The following is a 24,401-nucleotide window of genomic DNA, read 5'->3' on the forward strand; positions in this document are numbered from 1 at the left end:
CGTCAATCTGGTCATAGGCCTGAAAATCACCAAAATACTTGGTAATCGCCGCTGTCAGCGTCGTCTTGCCGTGGTCAACGTGACCGATTGTGCCGATGTTGACGTGCGGCTTGTTACGTTCAAACTTTTCCTTTGCCATGATGTTGGCTCCTTTTTCGTTGGTGGGTGGTGGGTCAAGACCCACCCTACGGTTTGGGTAGGGCGGGGTTCACCCCGCCGCCCCGATTGTTAATTTCGCAGATTAGGCGAATTTCGCCTGGATCTCGTCCGAGATGTTTTGTGGCACGGCTTCGTAGTGGTCGAACTGCATGGAGAAGTTCGCACGACCCGACGACATCGACCGCAAGGTGTTGATGTAACCGAACATGTTCGCCAGTGGCACAAAGGCGTCGATGGCAATCGCGTTACCGCGGGTGTCCTGACCCTGTACCTGACCACGACGTGATGTCAGATCGCCGATGATACCACCTGTATATTCCTCAGGCGTAATCACTTCGACTTTCATCACCGGCTCCAGAAGTTTCGCGCCGGCCTTCTTCATGCCTTCGCGCATACCCATGCGTGCCGCGATTTCAAACGCAAGAACGCTTGAGTCAACGTCGTGGAACTTACCTTCGATCAAGGCAACCTTGAAGTCGATCACGGGGAAGCCCGCCAGCGGACCGGAATCCATGACAGATTTGATACCCTTTTCAACACCCGGGATATATTCCTTCGGCACCGAACCACCAACAACACGCGATTCAAACGAATAACCTTCGCCCGGCTCTGTTGGGGTGATGATCAACTTGACTTCCGCGAACTGACCCGACCCGCCTGACTGCTTCTTGTGGGTGTAAACAATCTCGGCTTCGCGCGAAATGGTCTCACGATAAGCAACCTGTGGCGCACCGATGTTGGCTTCGACTTTGAACTCGCGCTTCAGGCGGTCCACCAGAATGTCGAGGTGAAGTTCGCCCATGCCTTTCATGATGGTCTGACCCGATTCAAGGTCGGTTTCCACGCGGAAGGATGGATCTTCGGCGGCCAGACGTGCCAAACCGGAAGACATTTTTTCCTGGTCAGCCTTTGTCTTGGGCTCGACAGCGATCTCGATCACCGGATCGGGGAAGGTCATCGTTTCCAGCACCACAGGATCATTGACAGCGCACAGCGTGTCCCCTGTTGTGGTATCTTTCAGACCCGCCAGCGCGATGATGTCACCTGCAAATGCTTCGGTGATTTCCTCACGTTCGATGGAGTGCATCATCATCATACGACCGACGCGCTCTTTCTTGCCCTTTGTGGAGTTCAAGAGCGTATCGCCCTTGTTCAACACACCAGAGTAGATGCGGGTAAAGGTCAGGGAGCCCACGAAAGGGTCGTTCATGATTTTGAACGCAAGACCGGAGAAGGCCATGTTATCATCCGCACGGCGCGCGATGTCACGTGTTTCAGTCTCGTCACCGGGTTTGAAGCCCATGTAATCCACAACGTCCAGCGGGCTGGGCAGATAGTCGATCACAGCGTTCAAGAGCGGCTGAACACCTTTGTTCTTGAACGCAGAACCACAAAGCACGGGAATGAACTTGATCGCCAGCGTGCCCTTGCGGATCAGGGAGCGCAGGGTATCGACGTCCGGCTCTGCACCGTCCATCAGATAGTTTTCCATCGCGTCATCGTCCATCTCAACCGCAGTCTCGATCAGATGCGCGCGCCATTTGTCCGCAGTCTCTTTCAGGCTGTCACGGATCGGTTTTTTGACCCAGCTCGCGCCAAGATCTTCACCTTCCCAGACCCATTCTTCCATTGTGACCAGATCGACCATGCCCTCAAGCTCGGTCTCGGAACCAATCGGGATCTGGATCGGCGCAGGTGTGGCACCTGTACGGTCCTTGATCATGTGAACGCAGTTGAAGAAATCCGCACCGATCTTGTCCATCTTGTTGACGAACACAATGCGCGGCACCTTGTAGCGGTCGGCCTGACGCCAAACAGTTTCTGTCTGTGGTTCGACACCGGCGTTTGCATCCAGAACGGCAACCGCGCCGTCGAGAACCGCCAGAGAGCGTTCGACTTCAATGGTAAAGTCAACGTGGCCAGGCGTGTCGATGATGTTCATCCGGAACTTAGTGTCGGAGGTGGCATCGGCGGTTGGCTCTTCCTGGCGCTGCCAGAAAGTGGTTGTTGCAGCGGAGGTGATCGTAATACCGCGCTCCTGCTCCTGCTCCATCCAATCCATGGTAGCGGCACCATCGTGCACCTCACCCAGGTTGTGGGACTTGCCTGTATAGAACAGGATACGCTCGGAACATGTTGTTTTGCCGGCATCAATGTGGGCCATGATGCCAAAGTTGCGATAGCGGTCTAACGGATAGTCGCGTGCCATTTGAAAAGCTTCCTCAGGAGTGTGCTTTGAAAAATGTCAGGGGCCCAGCGGATCTGAGCCCCGATCTTGATTCTTGGTTACCAGCGATAGTGGCTGAATGCTTTGTTCGCATCGGCCATCTTGTGTGTATCTTCGCGCTTTTTCACGGCAGTACCGCGGGATTGAACAGCATCCAGAAGCTCGCCAGCAAGGCGCTCTTCCATTGTGTTCTCGTTGCGGGCACGTGCCGCTTTGATCAACCAACGGATGGCCAGTGCGACACGACGCTCGGGGCGCACTTCGACTGGCACCTGATAGGTGGCACCACCAACGCGGCGGGAACGCACTTCGACGGAAGGCTGGATATTTTCCAGCGCTTCGTGAAACACTTCGATGGGTGCGCGTTTGATCTTGTCTTCAACGCGGGTCATGGCGTTGTAAACGATGCTTTCGGCGACAGATTTCTTGCCGTCGATCATCAGGTTGTTCATGAATTTGGTCAGGACCAGGTCACCGTATTTGGCGTCTGGCAATACTTCGCGTTTTTCAGCGGCGTGGCGGCGTGACATGTCGTTGTCTTCCTTCGGAATAGAGATGGTGGGTTCACACCCACCCTACGGATGGTTCGGGCGTAGGGTGGGTGTGAACCCACCGCTGGCCAATTACTTGGGACGCTTGGCACCGTACTTGGAACGGCGCTGCTTACGATCTTTAACGCCCTGTGTATCCAGAACACCGCGCAGGATGTGGTAACGTACACCGGGAAGGTCTTTTACACGACCGCCGCGGATCAGAACCACAGAGTGCTCCTGAAGGTTGTGGCTTTCACCACCAATGTAGGAAATCACTTCGAAACCATTGGTCAGGCGCACCTTGGCCACTTTCCGCATCGCAGAGTTTGGTTTCTTTGGTGTGGTTGTATATACACGTGTGCAAACGCCGCGTTTCTGCGGGCATTGCTCAAGATGCATGGATTTAGAAGTTTTACGTTTCGGCTGGCGCGGCTTGCGGATCAGCTGTTGGATCGTTGGCATTCCGGTTTATCCCCGTTCTGTCTACATCAGATGCGATGGGCGACGCCCAAAGCGGTTTCAATTCGCTTGCTTTACATTGTGCAAAGCAAAAACACCGCAACACTCCCGTACCGAGGAAAGCGAGGCGGTGGGGCTACAGAGGACCGGGTCAGCATTAGACCGGATCTTGACCACTTAAGTTATGATTTCGGCAGGCAGAGAAACCTCAGCGACCGAGATAGCGGGCGTATAGGGGATGGTGCAAAGGCTGTCAACAGCACCCATTCTCTTGCGTGGTCCCGGCCTGCCTGCGATGATGTCGCGGAAACAACCCGAGGCTGTAACGACCATGCAAACGATCGGCATCTGCCGTTTTTCCTATCCGGGTGACGGCGGATTTCAAGTTGAACATGCCTCCCTGAAGGAACGGATGGACTATCTCTACGCACCGGCGCGCATGGCCGAGCGCTTTGCCACTTTCGAAACCATGATGCTGCCGCCACTCAAAGCCCAGACCGACGGCGACTTTACTTTCCTCATTGTCATAGGCAACAGCCTGCCCCGTCCCTACCGCGATCGTCTGGAGGCTGCGGTCGCCACCCTCCCCCAGGCTGTCATCAAGGCCTATCCTCCTGGTCCGCACCGAAAAGTCATGCAAGATGCGATCAACAGTGTGCGCCGTTTCGACGGCAATGCCTGTTTACAATTCCGCATGGATGATGACGATGCCGTTGCCTGTACCTTTGTCGAACGCCTGAGGGAAACGGCGCTGGACGTGTTGCCGATGGCCGCCAAACATCGTCACATCGCAATCGACTTCAATCAGGGGTTCATCGCACGCCCCTCTGCCCTTGGTCTGGAAGTGGCTCCGACAAATACGCCCTATACCACCGCTGGACTTGCCTTGATGTTTCAACCCGACCTACGGCTGTCAGTCATGAACTTTGCCCATATGAAGGTCGGCCAAAAAATGCCGACAGTGACCTTTGCAGGCGAAGATATGTTGATCAGGGGACACAACGACCACAATGATTCCCGCCAAAAGCCGGGAATTAAGTCGCCCAGACTCACCCGACTCGATGCTGTTGGCAAAGCGCATTTCAAGGCAACCTACGCCATCGACGAAGACGCCGTTGCAGCCGCATTTGCCGGGTTGTCATGCCGCTAGAATCTTGCGCTCGCGGTAGAAACTGAACACGCCTGTAGCCACGACAATCGCCGCCCCGATCAAGGTCAACACACTGGGCCATTCGTCGAAAACAAGCCACCCCAGGATCAATGCCCAGATCAATCCGGTATAGCGGAACGGCGCGATGAACGACACGTCCCCCGCACGCATCACCTGTATCGAAAAAAAATAGCCCCCCAAGATACAAAACGCCGAGGCCACGATCAGCACCCATGCACTGGTCTCGATCGCGACCCATGCACCGTTCAGCGATGCAATGCCCGATGCCACCATGACGGTCGCTGCTGTCACCAGAGTCGCAGTCATTGAAGGCACCCCGGCGGAAAGTTTGCGCGTCACCAGATCACGCAGGGTTACACCCACCATCGCAATCAATGCATAGATCGACCAGATGTTGAAACCCTCGGGCCCTGGCCTGACGATCAACAGAACACCGCAGAATCCGACTGCGATTGCCAGCATCCGGCGCCAGCCTACCGCCTCGCGCAGGACAACTGCCGAGGCCAGTGTCACCGCAAGCGGCACCACCTGTAAAATCGCCGTCAGGTTGGCCAGTGGCATGTTGAACAATGCCGTCAGAAAGAAATAGGAAATCGTCACTTCGATCAAGGCGCGGAAAATAATGATCGCCCAGTCCCGCCGCGCAATATTGAAATGCAAGGCCCCCAAGCGCCCCTTGGTCGCCAGGATCAACAGACAGGTGATCATGCTGCGCAAGCACAGCAATTGAAACAGCGGCACCGCTCCGCCGGTCATCTTCAATAATGTATCATTCAAGACAAAGCAGGCCATCGAGGCCATCATCAGGAAGGCACCGATCAGGTTTACCGACATCTAAAGATCGTCCAGCATGTCGAGGGTCAGGCCAAAACCGTCGCGCAACACTCTTTTCACCCCACGCGGGCGCAGTTTGCCCGCTCTGCCCTGCGGCTGCGCAGTAGAATCGTTGTCACCATGTACCGATCTGATCCACATAGGACGCCCAACTTCCGTATAACAATCATAATACTCCACCAGATTGCGGTGGTTTCGCCGAAATACCGTGGCATGATCGCCCTTAGGGGTCACCATAGCCAGACCGATCCCCAAAGGGGCACGTTCATACCATTCGGTAATCGGTGTTTCGCTTTGGGCATCTAGGTACAGACCCCGGTTAAATGCAATCACGAAGGGTTTCTTGTCTATGCGGACCTTCAACATTGTATCCGCCACCGCCCTGATCCGCGCCGTTGTGGAACGGTGCATCGCGTCGTCATCATCTTGACGAAAGGTCGCGACATGGGTCGCTTCTGGATCGTCGGGCAGTGCGTTAAAGGCCTGCTTCACCGCCTGAATATGAACCATCGGTGGCAAAGACACGATCTGCATCGGTTTAAAATCTTTGATGATACCTTCCAGCCGGGCCCGCGCCTTGTCCGGAAAGCTATCGCCAATCAGTATTGCGCAGGAAAAATCCGTGTCCTCCTGCAAGGCCATGGTATGGAACGCCAGTTTCTCAAACAGCTTGAACCGGCGATCCAGACGCGCCGGATCATATAACATCTCGCGCGTGGCATCGATGCCCTGGGTGGATTTGGCAAAACCGTTCTCGGACAGATACGAAAACCGCATCAATCCTTTGATTTGTGCTTTGAGTTTCACTGCTGCCCTGCGGGTTGATCTGTTTTGGGCAACCTAAGCGATTGCGCCGGAGGGAACCAGAGGGCCTGCAACCATTCATCAGGTTTGACTTTCGCAAACAGGGCGACTCGGTCGCGGCATGTAAGAATCCCGCGAAAAGCACTTGTTTTAAGTGCAAAACACCTTTTTTCGGCCCAAATGCGACCTTTGGCCGCTCCCCGAATACCCGCAACGCCATAATAACACGCCACTTTTCCATGATTAAATTCGCTGTTTAGTAAATTTGAATTTCCATCTCACACGTCAAAATTGCGCCACAAGCGGTTCCTACGCTTTAGGGGATAACAGGTTGCGACCTTTCAACTTCAAGTTGGGGCGCATGCGTAAACGGTAAAATTAAATGAGGATGATTGAGATGAAAAATGTAAAGCAGTTCACCCTGGTGACGGTCGTATCGCTTAGCTTCGGTTCCAGCGCACTGGCGCTTGGACTTGGTGGTGTCGGCCTTGGTGCAGATGTCAGTATTGGCGGCGGCGGTGTCGGCGTTGGTATAGGTGCAGATGTCGGCGGTGTTGGCGTCGGAGCGGGCATTGGTGTCGGCAATGGCAGCGGCAGCGGGTCAGGTAATGACAATGCATCCGGTCAAGGATCAGGCAACGGATCAGGCAGCGGTACCGGTAACGTTGGTGCCGGCGGCGTAGGCGTCGGCCTAGGTGGAATCGGCGCAGGCGCAGGTTTGGGTGTGGGCCTTTCAGGCTCTGGCAACGGTGGTTCCGGTAACGGCAACGGCGGCTCAGGTTCTGGTTCCGGTAACGGTAATGGTTCTGGCGGTTCCGGAAGCGGTTCAGGTGGTTCCGGCAATGGTTCAAACGGATCAGGTAACGGGACCGGCGGGTCAGGCAATGGTACAGGCGGATCCAGCGGCGGTGGGGTTGGCGTTGGCGTCGGAGTGGGCGTAGGTATCGGCGGTACGGGCTCTGGCAGCTCCGGCAACGGTAACAACAACGGTAGTTCCGGTAACAACAACGGAAATGGAAATAACGGCACTGGCAACGGAAACTCGGGCAGCGGAAACAATGGCAACAACGGCGGTTCCGGTAACAGTAATGGCAACGCTGGTGGCAACGGCGCTGCCCAGGCCGGCGGCTCGGATGGTCGTGGACGTGGCGGACACGGGTTCTTCGGATCGCGGTCCACAGCAAAGGTCAACTCGGTCTCCCGTGCGTCCACCTCGGTTGTCACAAAGGCTGCCGCCGTCGATGCATTGGGGACGACAATCTGGTCGTCGGACCACACCTTCCTGGGGCAAATCGTATCCGCCAAGCCCGGTCCAAACGGCTATCTGGATGTCACGATGCGCCTGAACAAACAGATCGTGGGCGGCAAGGTCGCGCACCTTCGTCTCAAGCCGGATTGGATCCGCAACGGGCAATTCCAGATGCGTATGTCTACCGGCAAGTTCATTGCACAGGTCGTGCATTAAGCCGGCGCATAGAACGAGATTGACGGGTTGGTGACGTTCCCTGCCCATCCGTCACAAAAAGGCCCCCGCAACATCATTGTCGCAGGGGCCTTTTACATTCTCAAAGGTTCAGTGCGAAATCAATCCCGGCTTTCCTCGTCAAAGGTAGGCGTATTGAAAACATCACCACCGACAACATCGTTTGACGCGACAGGCGCGGCAAGTGCCGCCGCTGCTTCCGCTTCTTCGCGGCGCGCCTCGATCACCACATTGTCACGATCTGCTGCAACCTTGCGCATCTGCATGGTTGCGCCACCCGTACCAGCCGGAATCAGACGACCGACAATGACGTTCTCTTTCAAACCGACCAGCTTGTCGCGTTTGCCTTGAACAGAGGCCTCGGTCAGAACCCGCGTTGTCTCCTGGAAGGACGCGGCAGAGATGAACGAACGTGTCTGCAGCGACGCCTTGGTGATGCCCAACAGGATCGGCTCGCCTTTTGCAACGCGCCCGCCTTTTGACAGCGCCTTTTCGTTGGCTGTGTCAAACTCCTGCTTGTCAACATGTTCGCCTTTCAACAGGGTGGTGTCTCCGGATTCCTGGATCTCCCACTTTTGCAGCATCTGACGCACGATCACTTCGATATGCTTGTCGTTGATCTTAACGCCCTGCAAGCGATAAACGTCCTGCACTTCGTCGATCATATAATCGGCCAAGGCCTCGACACCCATAATGGCGAGGATGTCATGCGGCGCAGGATTACCGTCCATGATGTAATCACCTTTCTGGACAAAATCACCTTCCGCGACCGGGATGTGCTTGCCCTTGGGCACCATGTACTCGAACTTGTGATCCGGATCGTCCGGAGACTCGATCGCAATGCGGCGCTTGTTCTTGTAGTCCTTGCCAAACCGAACATAGCCGTCGATCTCTGCAATGATCGCGTGATCCTTGGGGCGACGTGCCTCAAAGAGTTCCGCAACCCGTGGCAAACCACCGGTAATATCCTTGGTCTTGGCCCCCTCGCGCGGGATACGCGCGATGATGTCACCGGCCTTGATCTCGGACTGATCTTCAACAGAAAGGATGGCATCAACGGACATCGCATAGGTGATCGGATTACCCGCATCGTTACGCAATGGTTCGCCGTCTTCGCCAACCAGAATCACCTCAGGTTTCAGTTCATTACCCTTGGGTGCCGCACGCCAGTCGATCACAATCTTCTGCGTCATGCCGGTCGCGTCATCGGTTTCGTCCTTGACGGCGATACCGGAAACAAGGTCGACAAACTTGGTCATACCCGATTTCTCCGCAATGATCGGCAGCGTGTAGGGATCCCATTCAAACAGCTTGTCACCACGTTTGACAGTGTCGCCATCCTTGACGAACAGAGTGGTACCATAGCCGATCTTGTGGCTTGCGCGTTCCTCACCGTCATCGCCGACGATCAGCATTTTCATGTTACGCCCCATTACCATGGTCGCGCCTTCGGCATTTTCCAGGGTCATGGCGTTCTCGAACACGATCTTGCCTTCCTGGCTTGCTTCCAGGAACGACTGTTGGCCACCCTGCGCAACGCCGCCAATGTGGAAGGTCCGCATGGTCAGCTGTGTGCCCGGTTCGCCAATCGACTGCGCCGCGATAATACCCACCGCTTCGCCCTGGTTCACCAGCGTACCACGCGCGAGGTCACGACCGTAACACATCGCGCAAACGCCTTCTTCGGCCTCACAGGTCAGCGGGCTGCGAATACGTGCGATCTGTACACCAGCCGCATCGATGATGTCTGCCGTGTGCTCGTCGATGATCACACCTGCTTTGACCAGCACTTCGTCAGAGCCAGGGCGCAGGATGTCATCTGCCGTCACACGGCCCAGCAAACGCTCGGCCAAGGACGACACGACTTCACCATCGTTCACCGCCGCTTCGGCAGTGATCGCTGTATCAGTGCCGCAATCATGCATGCGCACGATACAGTCCTGTGCAACGTCTACCAATCGACGGGTCAGGTAACCGGAGTTCGCTGTCTTCAACGCCGTATCCGACAGACCCTTACGGGCACCGTGGGTAGAGTTGAAGTACTCAAGAACAGTCAGGCCTTCCTTGAAGTTCGAAATGATCGGTGTCTCGATAATGTCGCCGTTCGGTTTGGCCATCAGGCCGCGCATACCGCCCAACTGCTTCATCTGCGTAACCGAGCCACGCGCACCGGAGTGCGCCATCATATATACTGAGTTCGGTTCGTTTTCTGATCCGTCCTCGGCATATGTGGTGTCGGAAATCGACCCCATCATCGCATCGGTGACCTTGTCGTTACACTTGGACCAGGCATCAACAACCTTGTTGTACTTTTCGCCCTGGGTGATCAGGCCGTCCATGTACTGCTGTTCAAAATCCTTGACCTGTTCGCGGGTTTCATCCACCAGCGGCCACTTGCTGTCAGGGATCAACATGTCGTCTTTACCGAACGAAATACCGGCCTTGAAGGCTTCGCGGAAGCCCATGGTCATGATCTGGTCACAGAAAATGACAGATTCCTTCTGGCCGCAATAACGATAGACCGTATCGATGACCTGCTGCACTTCTTTCTTGCGCAGCAACCGGTTGACAAGGCTGAACGGCGCTTTTGCGTTCAATGGCAACAGGGCACCCAAACGCACACGACCGGGCGTGGTGTCAAAGCGTTCAAGCACTTCATTGCCTTCCGCGTCAATCTGCTTGATCCGTGCCTTGATCTTGGAGTGCAGGTGAACTTCGCCCGCGTCGAGCGCATGCTGCACTTCGTCAACATTGCCAAACACCTTGTCCTGACCAACCATGCCTTCACGCTCAAGGGTTGTATAGTACAGACCCAAAATCATGTCCTGTGACGGAACGATGATCGGCGCACCGTTCGCAGGTGACAGAACGTTGTTGGTGGACATCATCAGCACGCGTGCTTCAAGCTGCGCCTCAAGCGAAAGCGGTACGTGAACCGCCATCTGGTCACCGTCAAAGTCCGCGTTAAAGGCGGAACAGACCAGCGGGTGAAGCTGGATCGCTTTACCTTCGATGAGAACCGGCTCAAACGCCTGAATGCCAAGACGGTGCAAGGTCGGCGCACGGTTCAGCATGACAGGGTGTTCGCGGATGACTTCGTCCAGAATATCCCAAACCTCGGGGCGTTCCTTTTCCACCAGCTTCTTGGCTTGCTTTACTGTAGAAGACAGGCCTTTGGCCTCAAGGCGCGAATAGATGAACGGCTTGAACAGCTCCAGCGCCATCTTTTTCGGCAGACCACATTGATGCAGCTTCAGTTCCGGTCCGGTCACAATCACCGAACGACCGGAAAAGTCGACGCGCTTACCCAAAAGGTTCTGACGGAAGCGGCCCTGCTTGCCTTTCAGCATGTCGGACAGTGATTTCAGCGGACGTTTGTTGGCACCGGTGATCACGCGGCCACGGCGGCCGTTGTCGAACAACGCATCGACAGATTCCTGCAGCATCCGCTTTTCGTTGCGCACAATGATGTCAGGCGCGCGCAGTTCGATCAGACGCTTCAAACGGTTGTTCCGGTTGATCACACGGCGATAAAGATCGTTGAGGTCAGAGGTCGCGAAACGACCGCCATCCAGGGGCACAAGCGGGCGCAGCTCTGGCGGGATCACAGGGATCACGGTCAGAACCATCCACTCAGGCCGGTTACCGGATTCAAGGAAGCTTTCGACAACCTTCAAACGCTTGATGATCTTCTTGGGCTTCAATTCACCTGTGGCTTCTTTCAGCTCTTCGCGCAGCTGGTCGGCCTCTGCTTCAAGGTCGATCGCCGCCAGCATTTCGCGGATCGCTTCGGCACCGATGTTGGCGGTGAAGGCATCCATGCCATAAACGTCCTGGGCTTCCATGAACTCTTCTTCGGTCATCATCTGACCATAAGTAAGCTCTGTCAGGCCGGGTTCGATCACCACATAGTTTTCGAAATACAGCACGCGTTCCAGATCACGCAGGGTCATGTCAAGCATCAGGCCAATGCGGGACGGCAGCGATTTCAGGAACCAGATATGCGCAACGGGCGACGCCAGTTCGATATGGCCCATGCGTTCGCGGCGGACCTTTTGCAGCGTGACTTCGACGCCGCATTTTTCGCAGACAACGCCGCGATATTTCATGCGCTTGTATTTGCCGCACAGACATTCGTAGTCCTTGATCGGGCCAAAGATACGCGCGCAGAACAGACCGTCCCGCTCTGGCTTGAACGTACGATAGTTGATGGTTTCGGGCTTTTTGATCTCACCGAAAGACCACGACAGGATACGCTCTGGCGACGCGAGCGAGACCTTGATCTCGTCAAACGTCTTCATCGGCGCAATCGGGTTAAACGGGTTGTTTGTCAGTTCCTGGTTCATTTTCAATTCCTTGAATTGGGAGCGAAGGATGGAGAGCCGTGGGTTTCACCCACCCTACGTAGGGTGGGTGAAACCCACGCGCCGTTGATGATCACTCATCTTCCTCCGCATCCAGGAGTTCCATATTCAGGCCGAGGCCGCGCACTTCCTTAACGAGAACGTTAAAGCTTTCCGGGATGCCCGCTTCAAAGTTGTCCTCGCCCTTGACGATGCTTTCATAGACCTTGGTACGGCCCGCAACGTCATCCGATTTCACAGTCAGCATTTCCTGCAGGGTGTATGCAGCGCCGTAGGCTTCCAGTGCCCAGACCTCCATCTCACCAAAGCGCTGACCACCGAACTGCGCTTTACCGCCCAATGGCTGCTGGGTGACCAGCGAATATGGACCGGTAGAACGCGCGTGGATTTTGTCGTCCACAAGGTGGTGCAGTTTCAGCAGGTATTTGACACCCACGGTCACGGGGCGCGCAAACTGCTCGCCTGTGCGGCCGTCAAACAGCTTGGACTGACCCGAAGAGGAGAATCCGGCACGCACCAGCGCGTCGTTCACATCCGCTTCCTTGGCACCGTCAAACACAGGTGTCGCAATCGGCACACCGCGGGTGACATTGCCCGCAACCTCAAGCAGCGTGTCCTCGTCCATGCCTTCGATACCTTCGGCATAAACGTCTTCACCGTAAGCAAGGCTCATCGCTTCACGCACAGGTGTCAGATCGCCGGAACGCTTATACTCTTGCAGCGCCTCGTCGATGTTGACGCCCAAGCCGCGTGCGGCCCAACCCATGTGGGTTTCCAGAATCTGACCGACGTTCATACGCGACGGCACGCCCAGCGGGTTCAGACAGAAGTCGACCGGCGTCCCATCCTCAAGGAACGGCATGTCTTCCATTGGTACAACCTTGGAAATAACACCTTTGTTGCCGTGACGTCCGGCCATCTTGTCGCCCGGTTGCAGCTTGCGCTTCACCGCCACAAACACCTTGACCATCTTCATCACACCCGGAGGCAGATCATCGCCACGGCGCACCTTCTCGACCTTGTCCTCGAAACGTGCATCCAAAGTCCGCTTCTGGATCTCGTACTGCTCGTTCAGGGCTTCGACGATCTTGGCGTCATCCTCGTCTTCAAGCGCCAGCTGCCACCATTGACCGCGTGTCAGGACATCGTCCAGCAAACTGTCGGTAATCTGGCTGTTTGGTGCTACACCCTTTGGGCCTTTCACAGCCACTTTACCCAGGATCATGCCGCGCAGACGCGCATAGATGTTGCGATCCAGAATGCCCAATTCGTCATCCCGGTCACGCGCCAGACGCTCGACTTCTTCCCGCTCGATCTGAAGCGCACGTTCGTCTTTTTCCACACCGTGGCGGTTAAAGACGCGCACTTCGACAACCGTGCCAAAATCACCCGGCTTCACGCGCAGCGAGGTGTCGCGTACGTCAGACGCTTTCTCACCAAAGATCGCCCGCAGAAGTTTCTCTTCGGGTGTCATCGGGCTTTCACCCTTTGGCGTGATCTTGCCCACCAGAATATCGCCCGGCTCAACATCCGCGCCGATGTACACTATGCCGGCCTCGTCGAGGTTGCGTAGCGCTTCTTCACCGACGTTTGGAATGTCGCGGGTGATTTCTTCTGGTCCGAGTTTGGTGTCACGTGCGGCGACTTCAAATTCCTCGATGTGGATCGAGGTAAAGACGTCATCACGCGAAACCCGCTCGGAAATCAGGATCGAGTCTTCGTAGTTGTAGCCGTTCCAAGGCATGAACGCGACAACCACGTTCTTACCAAGCGCCAATTCACCCATATCTGTGGACGGACCATCGGCAATCACCTGACCCTTCGTCACCGTCTCACCCACCTTCACCAGCGGACGCTGGTTGATACAGGTGTTCTGGTTAGACCGCTGGAATTTACGCATGCGGTAGATGTCGACACCCGCGTCCCCCAGCTCAAGGTCTTCAGTCGCGCGAATAACGATCCGGCTGGCGTCAACCTGATCGATCACCCCTGCGCGTTTCGCCATATAGGCCGCGCCTGAATCGCGCGCCACGACTTCTTCGATACCTGTCCCGACAAGCGGTGCCTCGGCTTGCAAGAGCGGCACTGCCTGACGCTGCATGTTGGATCCCATCAATGCGCGGTTCGCATCGTCATTCTCAAGGAACGGGATTAGCGAGGCCGCAACAGAGACCAACTGCTTTGGTGAAACGTCAATCAGATCAACGCTTTCGGTCGGGGCCAGCGTATAATCACCGGACCGGCGGGTGTTCACCATTTCGTTGGTGAATTTGCCGTTTTCATCCAGCGACGCGTTTGCCTGGGCTACCGTGTGACGCATTTCTTCGGTCGCGGACATATAGTGCACTTCGTCGGTGACGGTGCTGTCCTTGACGACACGATATGGTGTTTCGATAAAGCCGTATTTGTTCACGCGGGCAAAGGTCGCCAGAGAGTTGATCAGACCAATGTTCGGGCCTTCCGGCGTTTCAATCGGACACATCCGGCCATAGTGTGTCGGATGCACGTCACGAACCTCAAAACCGGCGCGTTCGCGGGTCAAACCGCCAGGTCCAAGCGCGGAAAGGCGACGCTTGTGCGTGACCTCGGACAGCGGGTTGGTTTGGTCCATGAACTGCGACAGCTGGGATGAGCCGAAGAATTCGCGTACCGCAGCGGCGGCCGGCTTGGCGTTGATCAGATCCTGGGGCATGACTGTGTCGATCTCAACGGATGACATCCGCTCCTTGATCGCACGCTCCATCCGCAGCAGACCTACGCGGTACTGGTTTTCCATCAATTCACCAACCGAACGCACACGACGGTTGCCGAGGTGGTCAATATCATCGATGTCGCCGCGCCCGTCGCGCAGATCCACCAGTGCCTTGATACAGGCAACGATGTCTTCGCGACGCAGGGTACGCTGTGTGTCCTCTGCATCAAGATCAAGACGCATGTTCATTTTCACGCGGCCAACCGCGGACAGATCATAACGTTCTGAATCAAAGAACAACGTGTCAAACAGGGCAGACGCCGCTTCAACGGTGGGCGGCTCGCCCGGACGCATGACGCGATAAATGTCCATGAGCGCGGTGTCGCGGTTCATGTTCTTGTCGTTCGCCATGGTGTTGCGCATGTAGGGTCCGACGTTGACGTTATCGATGTCAAGCAACGGAATCTCGGTAATACCAGCGTCGATCAGTTCTTTCGCCGTGCCGCCGATCAGCTCGCCGTCCTTGTCATACTCCAGCGTCAACTCGTCGCCGGCTTCGACGTAAATCGCACCGGTTTCTTCGTTGATGATGTCCTGCGCAACAAATTTGCCCACGATATGTTCGAACGGCAGCAGCAGTTCAGACACGTTTCCATCGTCGATCAGCTTTTTCACAGCGCGCGGTGTAACCTTCTTGCCCTGTTCGAACAGAACCTCACCAGTCTTTGCATCGACAATATCATAGGTCGGTCGCGTGCCCCGCACACGATCCGGGAAGAAGGGCGCGACCCAGCCTTTGCCCTTCTGGAGCTTGAAGGTCACTGTCTCATAATAGGCGTTCATGATCGCTTCTTGATCCAGTCCCAGCGCATACAACAGCGTGGTGACAGGCAATTTGCGACGGCGGTCGATGCGCGCAAAGACAATATCCTTTGCATCGAATTCAAAATCGAGCCAGGAACCACGGTATGGGATGATGCGACAGGCGAACAACAACTTGCCGGAACTATGTGTCTTGCCCTTGTCATGGTCAAAGAACACACCGGGGGAACGGTGCATTTGTGAGACAATCACACGCTCGGTGCCGTTCACAATGAACGTCCCGTTTGGCGTCATCAGGGGCATATCGCCCATGAACACATCCTGCTCCTTGATGTCCTTGACGGACTTGGCCCCTGTGTCTTCGTCCACTTCAAACACGATCAGACGGAGTGTAACCTTGAGCGGTGCGGCATAGGTCATGTCGCGCTGCTGGCATTCCTCAACATCATATTTCGGTTTTTCCAACTCGTATTTCACATATTCGAGGATAGATGTTTCGTTGAAATCCTTGATCGGGAAAACCGACTGGAAAACACCCTGGATGCCGTCACCATCGGTAGGTGTTTCGGCATCGCCGGAATTCAGGAACAGGTCGTAGGAAGATTTCTGAACCTCAATGAGGTTCGGCATGTCCAGCACTTCGCGGATTTTGCCATAATATTTACGGAGACGCTTCTGGCCAAGGAAGGATTGTGCCATGTGTCGTAATACCTTTCGTATCTCTTGCCTGAACGCCACCACCGGGGCCGTGACGCGTCCATCAGAGCGGATCAATCCGGTCTATGCTGGCATGCGTCCCACCGCACACCTTCCGACCTTTGGACCTTTCCAGAAGGGTGCTTTGTCACAAAGCACCCTTCAAGACAGGTTTGGCTGGACAGGGAATTCCCCATCCAGCCATTGTTTTTCCGGGACAATCGGAAATTTCAGAAATTTCCGACCGCTTTCTTCGAAAGAAAGCGATCCCTGAAGCAACCGGTTTAGCCCAGTTCGACTTCTGCGCCAGCTGCTTCCAGCTTGGCTTTCACTTCTTCGGCTTCGGCCTTGTCGACGCCTTCTTTGATTTTGCCGCCGGCTTCAACCAGGTCCTTGGCTTCTTTCAGGCCCAGGCCGGTGATGCCGCGAACTTCCTTGATCACGTTAATCTTGGATGCGCCAGCGTTCTTCAGAACGACGTCAAATTCGGACTTCTCCTCAGCAGCGGCACCGCCGTCTGCCGGACCTGCCATCATCACTGCGCCGCCTGCTGCGGGCTCGATGCCGTACTCATCCTTGAGGATTGTTTTCAGTTCTTGTGCTTCAAGCAGTGTCAGACCAACGATGTCTTCTGCCAGTTTTTTCAGATCAGCCATGTTTTAGCTCTTTCCGTTAACGATATATGTGTTCCAACGTGTTGTTTTTCAACACGCCGATAAAACGATTGCTTACGCAGCCTTGTCCTCGATCGTAGACAAGATGGATGCGATATTGCTTGCAGGTGCGCCAATGGCCCCGGCGATGTTGGAAGCAGGTGCGCCCAGCATACCCGCGATGGTGGAGATAAGCTCCTCCCGCGAAGGCATCTTGGACACGGCTTCAACACCGGCGACGTCCAGAGCGTTCTCACCCATTGCACCCCCAAGAATAACCAGCTTTTGGTTTTCCTTGGCGAACTCCTGGGCAACCTTGGCCGCAGCCACAGGATCCTCGGAATAGGTCAGAACGGTCATCCCCTCGAGCAGATTACCGATGCTTTCGCATGGCTTTCCCTGAAGGGCGATTTTGGCGAGCCTGTTCTTGGCAACACGCACAGATGCATCAGCCGCGCGTGCGCGCGCCCGAAGATCCTGCATTTCAGCAACTGTCAAACCGACGTAGTGAGAGACTACAACGACGCCAGAGCTTTCAAAGATCTGGCCGAGTTCGTCGACCAACTGTTCTTTTTGTGCTCTATCCACAGTTTCACTCCAGTAAGGGAGGGTTGCCCCTCCGGCTCAGTTTTGCCGGGACTTTCTCGGTCCCGACATTTCGGGTCCTTACGGGGTCCTGCGGATGGCTGCGGAAGGCCCCTTGGGACAATCCGTAAAAATCTGCGTTTCCCGTCTCAGGCAGGAATTATGCTGGAAAATTGCCAACACCCACCGTCTCGGACGAAAAGCACAAAAGCGCGACGAATCGCGCTGAGGTGCTTGAGGGGTTGACTATCGCCTTGCGAAAGGATTTCCAACCCCTGAAAAGGGTGTTGTTGATAGATTACCATAGTGCATGGATCCCGACCTGGGTCAATCTTTCTCGCAATGACCGAACCACTGGCAATAAACCAAAAACACTCTAACCAACGTGGCGCGGCGATTTAGCGCTTCAATACATGGCGCTCAAATTAGCAATAAGCATGTCGCGCTTCTTGTCCATCTGTTCCTGCAACTTGTGTGCCAGGTCTGCTTCAGGACCACAGCAGATGATGGCGGTTTCTTTCAATTCCCGATGCGTTCGGGCCGAAGTGTCTGACATTGCCCGTTTGACAATATCCAAAATCTCTTCACGTTCCTTGGTCGGGAGGTCGGAAAGGGCCGTGTCCAACTCTTTGGTGACCCGCTTGGTCAGTTTCTCAAGATTCATCTGGTATTCTCCACATTATTCCCAAACCGGGTCTCCGAAACAGACCGGCAAGTTGTTACCTGGATCTATATCCCACCCACCTGGTTTTTCCAAACACCTTGAGCGACCGGCAAGGCGCTTTGCGAAAAACGGTTCGTACCACATGTCGGTGCCTAAGCCTCCGAACGAGCAGCGGTACGAAAAAGGGCGGTGAAAAATCACCGCCCCCGAAACGAGTATTCTATTAATGCGATCTGTCGATCACTCAGTCATGGCATTGTCGACAGAAACAGAAACGCCCGGGCCCATGGTAGAGCTGAGGTTGATCTGCTTCATGTAGGTACCTTTGGACCCGGCAGGCTTTGCCTTGGCAACAGCACCGACAAAGGCACGTACGTTTTCAACCAGCTTGCCCTCGTCAAAGGACAATTTTCCAACGCCCGCATGCACAACGCCGCCTTTTTCAGCTTTGAACTGAACTTCGCCGCCTTTGGCCGCTTTCACCGCATCGGCCACATCCATGGTCACCGTGCCCACTTTGGGGTTTGGCATCAGGTTGCGGGGGCCAAGAACCTTACCCAGACGACCAACGATGGGCATCATGTCAGGTGTCGCAATGCAGCGATCAAATTCGATCTTGCCGGACTGCACGATTTCCATCAGGTCTTCGGCACCCACAATGTCGGCACCTGCCGCTGTCGCTTCTTCAGCCTTGGGGCCACGTGCAAAGACAGCAACCCGCATGGTTTTGCCGGTACCATTTGGCAGGCCAACAACGCCGCGCACCATCTGGTCTGCGTGACGGGGGTCAACACCAAGGTTCATGGCAATTTCAATGGTCTCATCGAACTTGACGTTCGAGTTGGCCTTGATCAGCGCCACAGCTTCTTCAACTGTAACGTTTTCTTTGCCGGCGAATGCCTCACGTGCAGCGCGGCTGCGCTTTCCAAGTTTTGCCATCTTACTTCACCTCAATGCCCATGGACTTTGCAGAGCCCAGAATGATCTTCATCGCCTGTTCCACGTCGTTCGCGGAAAGGTCAGCCATCTTCGCTTCCGCGATTTCACGCAGTTGCTTTGGCGTCACGGAACCGACAGTTTCACGGGAGGGCAGTTTTGCGCCCGAGTTAATTTTGGCCGCTTTTTTCAGGTAATAGGACGCAGGAGGCGTCTTGATGTCCATGGTAAAGGACTTGTCCTGATAATAGCTGATTACAGTCGGGCAAGGTGCGCCCGGCTCCATATCCGCTGTCTTGGCGTTGAACGCTTTACAAAATTCCATGATGTTGATGCCGCGCTGACCCAGCGCTGGCCCCACAGGTGGGGACGGGTTTGCTTGACCCGCTTTAACTTGCAACTTCATCGTACCGACGAGTTTCTTGGCCATTGGCCTTCTCCTTTGCAACGCCCCTTGGTCGCGACCGCAGGGCTATGTGTTGTGTGGTCCGGTCTGCACATCGCGATGCGCGCGCCTCCCACGGGGTGAATCGCCTGTTAGGGCGATTGGTGCGGATTACAGAGGTGGGGGAGATATTGCAAGGGTTTGGGTAAGGTGACCTGCCACTGATCAGTCTTCCGAGTTTTTCTTACACAGAACCCATTGAACAGTCGTAACTTCTGAACACGCTTCAGTAGGGCAATTAAATGTAGCCTTCTGCCAATATGACAAACCCGTAAACTTTTGCGGCGGAAAGTTATGTGGTACGCTGCAGCTCTCGCAAGTCAATGTCAACATAATTTCTCGATACTGCAAACCGTCTGCACCCAAAATCTCAAAGGCAGAATTGCAGTCGGGGTGCATACAATTGATGATCTGGCCGACTTTAAGGCGTGTGGCATTTCTTTTGGTCAAATGGCCATTTGAGCACTCTAGAGAGAACGGAATATTCGGCTGATTGAGAAAAGTAGTTTTACCTTCAATACTGTCACAGAAATCATTGGCGCGTTCTATCTGTGACCTAGCTTTTTCAAGTTCAAATCTATCAGGCGGCACAGGCGCATGCAGCAGTTGTCCCATACTATTCCAGTGCTTTTGCAAGTCACGCATTCTCAGTGCTGGTTCTTCTCCAAGCGGATGGAAATCTAGTTTTTCATAGTCGGCTGGTTGCGGGTTTTCTGAATCAGGAACTTGCGCAGAAACACCAATTTTGCGGCCCGATAGTAGCTCGGGATCAAGCTCAGATCTCAAGAATTTAATCACGTCTGATGGACGCCAACCGATTTTGTCTTCATCGTTCAAATACGGCGCGGCCATATGGAGAGCGTTATATGCGAAAATTTCGATCCGCATTCTGGCATCAAGAGCGGCAAGTCTCTGTTCTCTTTCCACGTCATCCATTGGTTAGGTCCTCTATTAAATCCACCCAGCCCGGAATCAAGCGGCATAGCCGCGCCGGGCAGTGCCAGACCTTCCCCAGGGCTGGCGCTTTGGCAAATGCATGTACGAGGCTGATGAGTTGGGATGTGCTTGGCTACCATCAAGTGCCATGCTGATAATTCAGAAGCGCCATCCCAAGGTCTGGCACTGCCCGGCTGACGTGGCACGTGTTGTAAGGTGGGTGAAACCCACCCCATTCAAGTCTGCTTGATCACCTGCGTGAACTCCAGCTCGACCGGAGTCTCGCGGCCAAAGATCGACACGGAAACCTTCAAACGCTGGTTCTCTTCGTCGACTTCTTCGATCATACCGTCGAAATCCTCGAACGGGCCGTCGCCGACTTTGACCTTCTCGCCCACTTCGTAGTGGATCAGCGTGCGCGGCGCATCCTCGCCTTCCTGCACACGGCCAAGAATGCCCTGCACTTCGGCATCACGCATCGGCATCGGGCGGCCCTGTGGCCCCAGAAATCCGGTGACGCGATTGATGGAGTTGATCAGGTGATAACCCTGATCAGACATTTCCATATGCACCAGCACATAACCCGGCATAAACCGCCGCTCTGTCGTGACCTTTTTGCCGCGACGCACTTCGATCACTTCTTCGGTGGGCACCAGCACTTCGTCAATCTGGTCGGTCAGACCCTGCTCTTCCGCTGTGGTGCGGATTTGCTCTGCGATCTTCTTTTCGAAATTGGACAGGACACTGACCGAATACCAACGCTTTGCCATTTGAGTTTATGTCCCTGTCTTTCTGCGATGCCCAGGCTTGCGGCCTCAACATCTGATCCCGTGATTGCACCTGAATAAAAAAGGGCGCGCGGGCTCGATTCGCCGCACGCCGCATCAGGTCTGGCCTGCGCAATAGCTTGTGATGGGGCGGGATTCAAGCCTGTGCGTAGACTTTTCGATGTCAGTGCTGCAGTTATAAGCGCTTAACCGAACATCCCCAAGATCGTATTCAAACCGCCCCGGATGATGATGTCGACGATGGCAAAGAAAACTGCCGTCAACGCTGCAAGAATAAACACCATGATTGTGGTCAGCATCACCTCGCGGCGGGTGGGCCAGACGACCTTGCCAACCTCGGCCCGTGCCTGCTGGATGAACTGAAGTGGATTGGTCATCGCCATGTCGCTGTCCTTGAAAAACGTCTCAACCGGCATCTAACGCCAGTTGCGCAGGGTTTCAAGCCTGCATGAAACCGGCTTGGGTTTATGCTTCGCCTTCGGACAGATTGGCAAACCGCCGCTCCAGCGCCGCATCGTGGCGTGTCTCGGCGGTGGCAAGATCGCCAAAGTCGGGCAGATACAGGCCGTCAACGGATCCTTCCGGGAAAAAGTCCAGAATGGCATCCCATTTCATGGCAAAGGCATCCAGCTTGCGATGCAATACCGCGGCACGTTTTGGTTGGCGGCCTGCGTACCAGCGGGCCAGTCCCATTGCGCGCTGCCAAAAACCATCATACCCGAGGATCAGGAAAATCACGGTCAGGGTGAACAAGGTCAGCAATAACAAACCAACCGCCAACCAAGGCCGCAGCACCACCAACAGGCCAACACTTGCCCAAACCAGATGCCGCGCCGTCGGGCGATACCCCAGAATCGACGCTTTCAGGCGGGCCACCCTGCCACCCTCAATCGAAGCGGCAGGTGACGGTTTCGCTTTTGGTGCCGGTTCGGGGGGCGTGAGGGGGTCATGACGTCGCTGCTGAGTTGGGACGCGGGTCGTTTCCGGGGCCACGGCCGCTGTCCTTGAAGCTTTTTCCGCCTGACGTTCAGCAACCGGTTGTGGGGCGACGGCGCTTTCTGTTTCCAGCAGGTTCCGGATCGCGGCAAGCGCTTCGGGGTCAAGCTCCGAAGGCGGTTGCGTCTTTATCTGATCTTGTGAACTGCGTTCCGTTTCTGTTGCCATGGTCGTTACCCTTGCCCGTTCTTCGATCTGGGGTAACAAAGGTTTCCGCCCCTCAATGGGCAATATTATGGCAAGATTAAGGCAAATACATAGCATCTCATGCGCTGCTGCGCTGGGGGTAAAGACGCCAAAACCGCGAAGGTATCTGCCCTCTGCCCCACCGCCAAACGCCCGCAATACCAGCGCGATGCATCTCCAAGGAGTCCTCGGACCGTGACGCAGAACCGCAACCTTCAGAAGAATGGCAGGGGCTAAGAGACTCGAACTCTTGACCTACGGTTTTGGAGACCGTCGCTCTACCAACTGAGCTAAACCCCTATGCCGACCGCTGGGGTAGTCGTAAATGGCAGCGCAATCAAGTGCTGATCGCGCAAACCTTTCGAAATTTGAATGCTATTTTCCCTCCCGCTCCCATTCAGCCATAAAACGCCCTGTGTTTTGCCAAGGACGGAATAAACGGGATCAGTCCTGGCGCAACAAAAGCGCCTTGATCTCACGATCAAGCGTCCCGTTGCGATAGCGGCGAAACAGCAAATCCAGCCCGCCCTTGGCCAATGTCCGGTGGAATTCCTGCACTTCGTAGTCACCGATTTCGTTGATGAAAAGCGAGAAAACCGAAAAGGTATCCTGCTCCACGCGCGCCCAGACAAAGGGTTCACCCTGCAAGGGATCAAGCGGTGTGGCCTTGCCAAACAAGTTCTTTTTCATCGCCGATTGATAGATATTTTCCCGTTCTGACGGAACAAATTCGATTGTATAGGTGCTCGACTTTGTACGTCCGTCGCTGCGGTAGGTGACAGAGGTCCAGCTTAGAACAAACCCGTCGCCATCTGCCTTGATTGTGGTGCTCAAATCGCGCTTTTGCACACCTGCGTCGGTGCTGAATTCCGCGTTACCGGTAAATGTCCCTTCAAAATCTGCAATTTGGGCGGCCATGCCGACCAACGGCATGAGTATCAGCAGCATTGCAATCAAATAGGGCAGGATCAGGGATCTGGCTTTCATATCGGTACCCTACAAGGTTGCCGTGGACTTGTCAGTGTTCTTTCCACACGATTTCGTAACCTGCCTGCAGGAAGTGCCCTGCCGCCTGATCCGATCACGGCGGGCTCTGCGGCGCAACGGCCGCAAGGGCAGCAACATCCGCTTCCATAATCTGCTTTTCATGGGCAAGCACAGTTTCAATCGGCCAATCCCACCAGGCAATCCGCTTCAACTGCGCAACCTGAAGCGCAGGAAATCTTTGCCGGATTGGACGGGCCGGATTGCCGGCAACAATCGTATAATCCGCAATCTTGCCGCCGACCACAGCCCCTGCCCCGATGATAACGCCATTGCCGATCTCTGCGCCTGGCAAGATCCGGACCCCCTGACCAAACCAGACATCATTACCAATGACAGTATCCCGGCCCGGCCCCGGCAATGAGGGACGCCCCTGTTTCACGCCACAATCAAAGATCGCAAAAGGATAGGAAGAGATCCCGTCAAAGCGATGGTTCGCTGAAGCGGTGATAAAGGTAACCCCGTCGGCAATCTGGCAGAATTTGCCAATCACCAGCCGCTCCGGACTGAAATCAAACAGATAGGGTGCCAGCCGGGCGCACCAGTCTTCCGGCGGATCAAAGGCGCTGGCGTAGGTGTAATCGCCGACGTCAAGGCGGGGATGATCAACAGCAGCGGACAGAAAAACAGTGCCGGTGTCGGGCGTCCCGTCGGGTTTCGAAATAGGGTGCAACGTGGTGGGTGGCGCAAAATGCCCAGCGCTGGAAACAGACATGACAAATCCTTTGATCAAGAGAGGTAAAAAGCTCAGATCACGGTCTTGTTCATGTCATCCTCCATCATGCATGTCTGAGGTTACACATCAGGAAACCCGGAAGCAAGCCGGCAAAGCAAAAGGCCGCCCCGAATGGAGCGGCCTTTTGTTCTTAGTAGTACCTGTGTGCCGACACCTTGCTCTCGTGATCTTTTCCTGAAGGGGAAAAG

The 24,401-nt window shown here is 55.2% G+C and carries 21 protein-coding genes and 1 tRNA gene; 2 read left to right on the forward strand and 20 right to left on the reverse strand.

Annotated features, from left to right (window positions below):
• The 4 genes from OS190_RS20015 to rpsL all read right to left on the reverse strand — a co-directional run.
• On the reverse strand, nt 1-139 hold a 139-nt coding region (locus tag OS190_RS20015), incomplete at its 3' end, for a GTP-binding protein (protein ID WP_267160498.1).
• 102 nt (nt 140-241) lie between these two features.
• Nucleotides 242-2,368 carry an elongation factor G gene (gene fusA / locus OS190_RS20020; RefSeq protein ID WP_267160479.1) on the reverse strand — a complete coding sequence of 709 codons (2,127 nt, stop codon included), beginning with the start codon at nt 2,366-2,368 and terminating at the stop codon, nt 242-244.
• Nucleotides 2,369-2,445: 77 nt separating this feature from the next.
• Nucleotides 2,446-2,916, reverse strand: coding sequence for a 30S ribosomal protein S7 (gene rpsG, locus OS190_RS20025; RefSeq protein ID WP_025043562.1), 471 nt, complete (start codon nt 2,914-2,916; stop codon nt 2,446-2,448).
• Between the two features lie 93 nt (nt 2,917-3,009).
• Nucleotides 3,010-3,381 (reverse strand): 30S ribosomal protein S12, encoded by a 372-nt coding sequence (gene rpsL / locus OS190_RS20030; RefSeq protein ID WP_267160480.1) that lies wholly within the window; start codon nt 3,379-3,381, stop codon nt 3,010-3,012.
• Between the two features lie 235 nt (nt 3,382-3,616).
• Here rpsL and OS190_RS20035 point away from each other — a divergent pair, with 235 nt between their 5' ends.
• A complete protein-coding gene (locus OS190_RS20035) occupies nt 3,617-4,528 on the forward strand; it encodes a putative rhamnosyl transferase (protein ID WP_267160481.1) in 912 nt (303 codons plus the stop codon).
• Here the strand turns inward: OS190_RS20035 and OS190_RS20040 are convergent.
• A complete protein-coding gene (locus tag OS190_RS20040; RefSeq protein WP_267160482.1) occupies nt 4,517-5,383 on the reverse strand; it encodes a DMT family transporter in 867 nt (288 codons plus the stop codon). The two genes, OS190_RS20035 and OS190_RS20040, sit on opposite strands and share 12 nt — an antisense overlap.
• A complete protein-coding gene (locus tag OS190_RS20045; RefSeq protein ID WP_267160483.1) occupies nt 5,384-6,190 on the reverse strand; it encodes a glycosyltransferase in 807 nt (268 codons plus the stop codon).
• Nucleotides 6,191-6,584: 394 nt separating this feature from the next.
• Here OS190_RS20045 and OS190_RS20050 point away from each other — a divergent pair, with 394 nt between their 5' ends.
• Nucleotides 6,585-7,652, forward strand: a complete 1,068-nt coding sequence (locus OS190_RS20050; RefSeq protein WP_267160484.1) for a hypothetical protein — start codon at nt 6,585-6,587, stop codon at nt 7,650-7,652.
• A 119-nt stretch (nt 7,653-7,771) separates the two neighbouring features.
• On the opposite strand, the gene rpoC is transcribed toward OS190_RS20050, so the two are convergent.
• From rpoC to OS190_RS20120, 14 genes are all read right to left on the reverse strand, one after another.
• Entirely contained in the window at nt 7,772-12,016 is a 4,245-nt protein-coding gene (gene rpoC, locus OS190_RS20055) for a DNA-directed RNA polymerase subunit beta' (protein ID WP_267160485.1), read from the reverse strand.
• A gap of 91 nt (nt 12,017-12,107) precedes the next feature.
• Nucleotides 12,108-16,247, reverse strand: coding sequence for a DNA-directed RNA polymerase subunit beta (gene rpoB / locus OS190_RS20060; RefSeq protein ID WP_267160486.1), 4,140 nt, complete (start codon nt 16,245-16,247; stop codon nt 12,108-12,110).
• 281 nt (nt 16,248-16,528) lie between these two features.
• Nucleotides 16,529-16,900 carry a 50S ribosomal protein L7/L12 gene (rplL, locus tag OS190_RS20065; protein ID WP_267160487.1) on the reverse strand — a complete coding sequence of 124 codons (372 nt, stop codon included), beginning with the start codon at nt 16,898-16,900 and terminating at the stop codon, nt 16,529-16,531.
• Nucleotides 16,901-16,972: 72 nt separating this feature from the next.
• The gene (gene rplJ, locus OS190_RS20070) at nt 16,973-17,485 is read right to left on the reverse strand and encodes a 50S ribosomal protein L10 (protein WP_267160488.1); all 513 of its coding nucleotides are present in this window, start codon (nt 17,483-17,485) and stop codon (nt 16,973-16,975) included.
• 403 nt (nt 17,486-17,888) lie between these two features.
• On the reverse strand, nt 17,889-18,146 hold the full coding sequence (locus tag OS190_RS20075; RefSeq protein ID WP_267160489.1) for a hypothetical protein: 258 nt from the start codon (nt 18,144-18,146) through the stop codon (nt 17,889-17,891).
• 240 nt (nt 18,147-18,386) lie between these two features.
• Complete coding sequence (rplA, locus tag OS190_RS20080; RefSeq protein WP_267160490.1) at nt 18,387-19,085, reverse strand: 50S ribosomal protein L1; 699 nt, start codon at nt 19,083-19,085, stop codon at nt 18,387-18,389.
• Between the two features lies 1 nt (nt 19,086).
• Nucleotides 19,087-19,512, reverse strand: coding sequence for a 50S ribosomal protein L11 (gene rplK, locus OS190_RS20085; protein WP_267160491.1), 426 nt, complete (start codon nt 19,510-19,512; stop codon nt 19,087-19,089).
• A gap of 180 nt (nt 19,513-19,692) precedes the next feature.
• Nucleotides 19,693-20,463, reverse strand: coding sequence for a hypothetical protein (locus tag OS190_RS20090; RefSeq protein ID WP_267160492.1), 771 nt, complete (start codon nt 20,461-20,463; stop codon nt 19,693-19,695).
• A gap of 236 nt (nt 20,464-20,699) precedes the next feature.
• A complete protein-coding gene (gene nusG / locus OS190_RS20095; RefSeq protein ID WP_267160493.1) occupies nt 20,700-21,233 on the reverse strand; it encodes a transcription termination/antitermination protein NusG in 534 nt (177 codons plus the stop codon).
• 203 nt (nt 21,234-21,436) lie between these two features.
• Nucleotides 21,437-21,634 (reverse strand): preprotein translocase subunit SecE, encoded by a 198-nt coding sequence (secE, locus tag OS190_RS20100; RefSeq protein ID WP_267160494.1) that lies wholly within the window; start codon nt 21,632-21,634, stop codon nt 21,437-21,439.
• Between the two features lie 82 nt (nt 21,635-21,716).
• Nucleotides 21,717-22,415 (reverse strand): hypothetical protein, encoded by a 699-nt coding sequence (locus OS190_RS20105; protein ID WP_267160495.1) that lies wholly within the window; start codon nt 22,413-22,415, stop codon nt 21,717-21,719.
• A 242-nt stretch (nt 22,416-22,657) separates the two neighbouring features.
• Nucleotides 22,658-22,733, reverse strand: a tRNA-Trp gene (locus OS190_RS20110).
• A 144-nt stretch (nt 22,734-22,877) separates the two neighbouring features.
• Nucleotides 22,878-23,420, reverse strand: a complete 543-nt coding sequence (locus OS190_RS20115; protein WP_267160496.1) for a hypothetical protein — start codon at nt 23,418-23,420, stop codon at nt 22,878-22,880.
• A 94-nt stretch (nt 23,421-23,514) separates the two neighbouring features.
• Entirely contained in the window at nt 23,515-24,192 is a 678-nt protein-coding gene (locus OS190_RS20120; RefSeq protein ID WP_267160497.1) for a CatB-related O-acetyltransferase, read from the reverse strand.
• Between the last annotated feature and the right edge of the window lie 209 nt (nt 24,193-24,401).

Source organism: Sulfitobacter sp. F26204 (assembly GCF_026410305.1).
GTDB lineage: Bacteria > Pseudomonadota > Alphaproteobacteria > Rhodobacterales > Rhodobacteraceae > Sulfitobacter.

Bases quoted from the DNA above. Each gene is read 5' to 3' on its own strand.
- fusA (WP_267160479.1), bottom strand. From the start codon at position 2,368: ATGGCACGCGACTATCCGTTAGACCGCTATCGCAACTTTGGCATCATG.
- rpsG (WP_025043562.1), bottom strand. From the start codon at position 2,916: ATGTCACGCCGCCACGCCGCTGAAAAACGCGAAGTATTGCCAGACGCC.
- rpsL (WP_267160480.1), bottom strand. From the start codon at position 3,381: ATGCCAACGATCCAACAGCTGATCCGCAAGCCGCGCCAGCCGAAACGT.
- OS190_RS20035 (WP_267160481.1), top strand. From the start codon at position 3,617: ATGGTGCAAAGGCTGTCAACAGCACCCATTCTCTTGCGTGGTCCCGGC.
- OS190_RS20040 (WP_267160482.1), bottom strand. From the start codon at position 5,383: ATGTCGGTAAACCTGATCGGTGCCTTCCTGATGATGGCCTCGATGGCC.
- OS190_RS20050 (WP_267160484.1), top strand. From the start codon at position 6,585: ATGAAAAATGTAAAGCAGTTCACCCTGGTGACGGTCGTATCGCTTAGC.
- rpoC (WP_267160485.1), bottom strand. From the start codon at position 12,016: ATGAACCAGGAACTGACAAACAACCCGTTTAACCCGATTGCGCCGATG.
- rpoB (WP_267160486.1), bottom strand. From the start codon at position 16,247: ATGGCACAATCCTTCCTTGGCCAGAAGCGTCTCCGTAAATATTATGGC.
- rplL (WP_267160487.1), bottom strand. From the start codon at position 16,900: ATGGCTGATCTGAAAAAACTGGCAGAAGACATCGTTGGTCTGACACTG.
- OS190_RS20075 (WP_267160489.1), bottom strand. From the start codon at position 18,146: ATGAATCTTGAGAAACTGACCAAGCGGGTCACCAAAGAGTTGGACACG.
- rplA (WP_267160490.1), bottom strand. From the start codon at position 19,085: ATGGCAAAACTTGGAAAGCGCAGCCGCGCTGCACGTGAGGCATTCGCC.
- rplK (WP_267160491.1), bottom strand. From the start codon at position 19,512: ATGGCCAAGAAACTCGTCGGTACGATGAAGTTGCAAGTTAAAGCGGGT.
- OS190_RS20090 (WP_267160492.1), bottom strand. From the start codon at position 20,463: ATGGATGACGTGGAAAGAGAACAGAGACTTGCCGCTCTTGATGCCAGA.
- nusG (WP_267160493.1), bottom strand. From the start codon at position 21,233: ATGGCAAAGCGTTGGTATTCGGTCAGTGTCCTGTCCAATTTCGAAAAG.
- secE (WP_267160494.1), bottom strand. From the start codon at position 21,634: ATGGCGATGACCAATCCACTTCAGTTCATCCAGCAGGCACGGGCCGAG.
- OS190_RS20105 (WP_267160495.1), bottom strand. From the start codon at position 22,415: ATGGCAACAGAAACGGAACGCAGTTCACAAGATCAGATAAAGACGCAA.
- OS190_RS20115 (WP_267160496.1), bottom strand. From the start codon at position 23,420: ATGAAAGCCAGATCCCTGATCCTGCCCTATTTGATTGCAATGCTGCTG.
- OS190_RS20120 (WP_267160497.1), bottom strand. From the start codon at position 24,192: ATGTCTGTTTCCAGCGCTGGGCATTTTGCGCCACCCACCACGTTGCAC.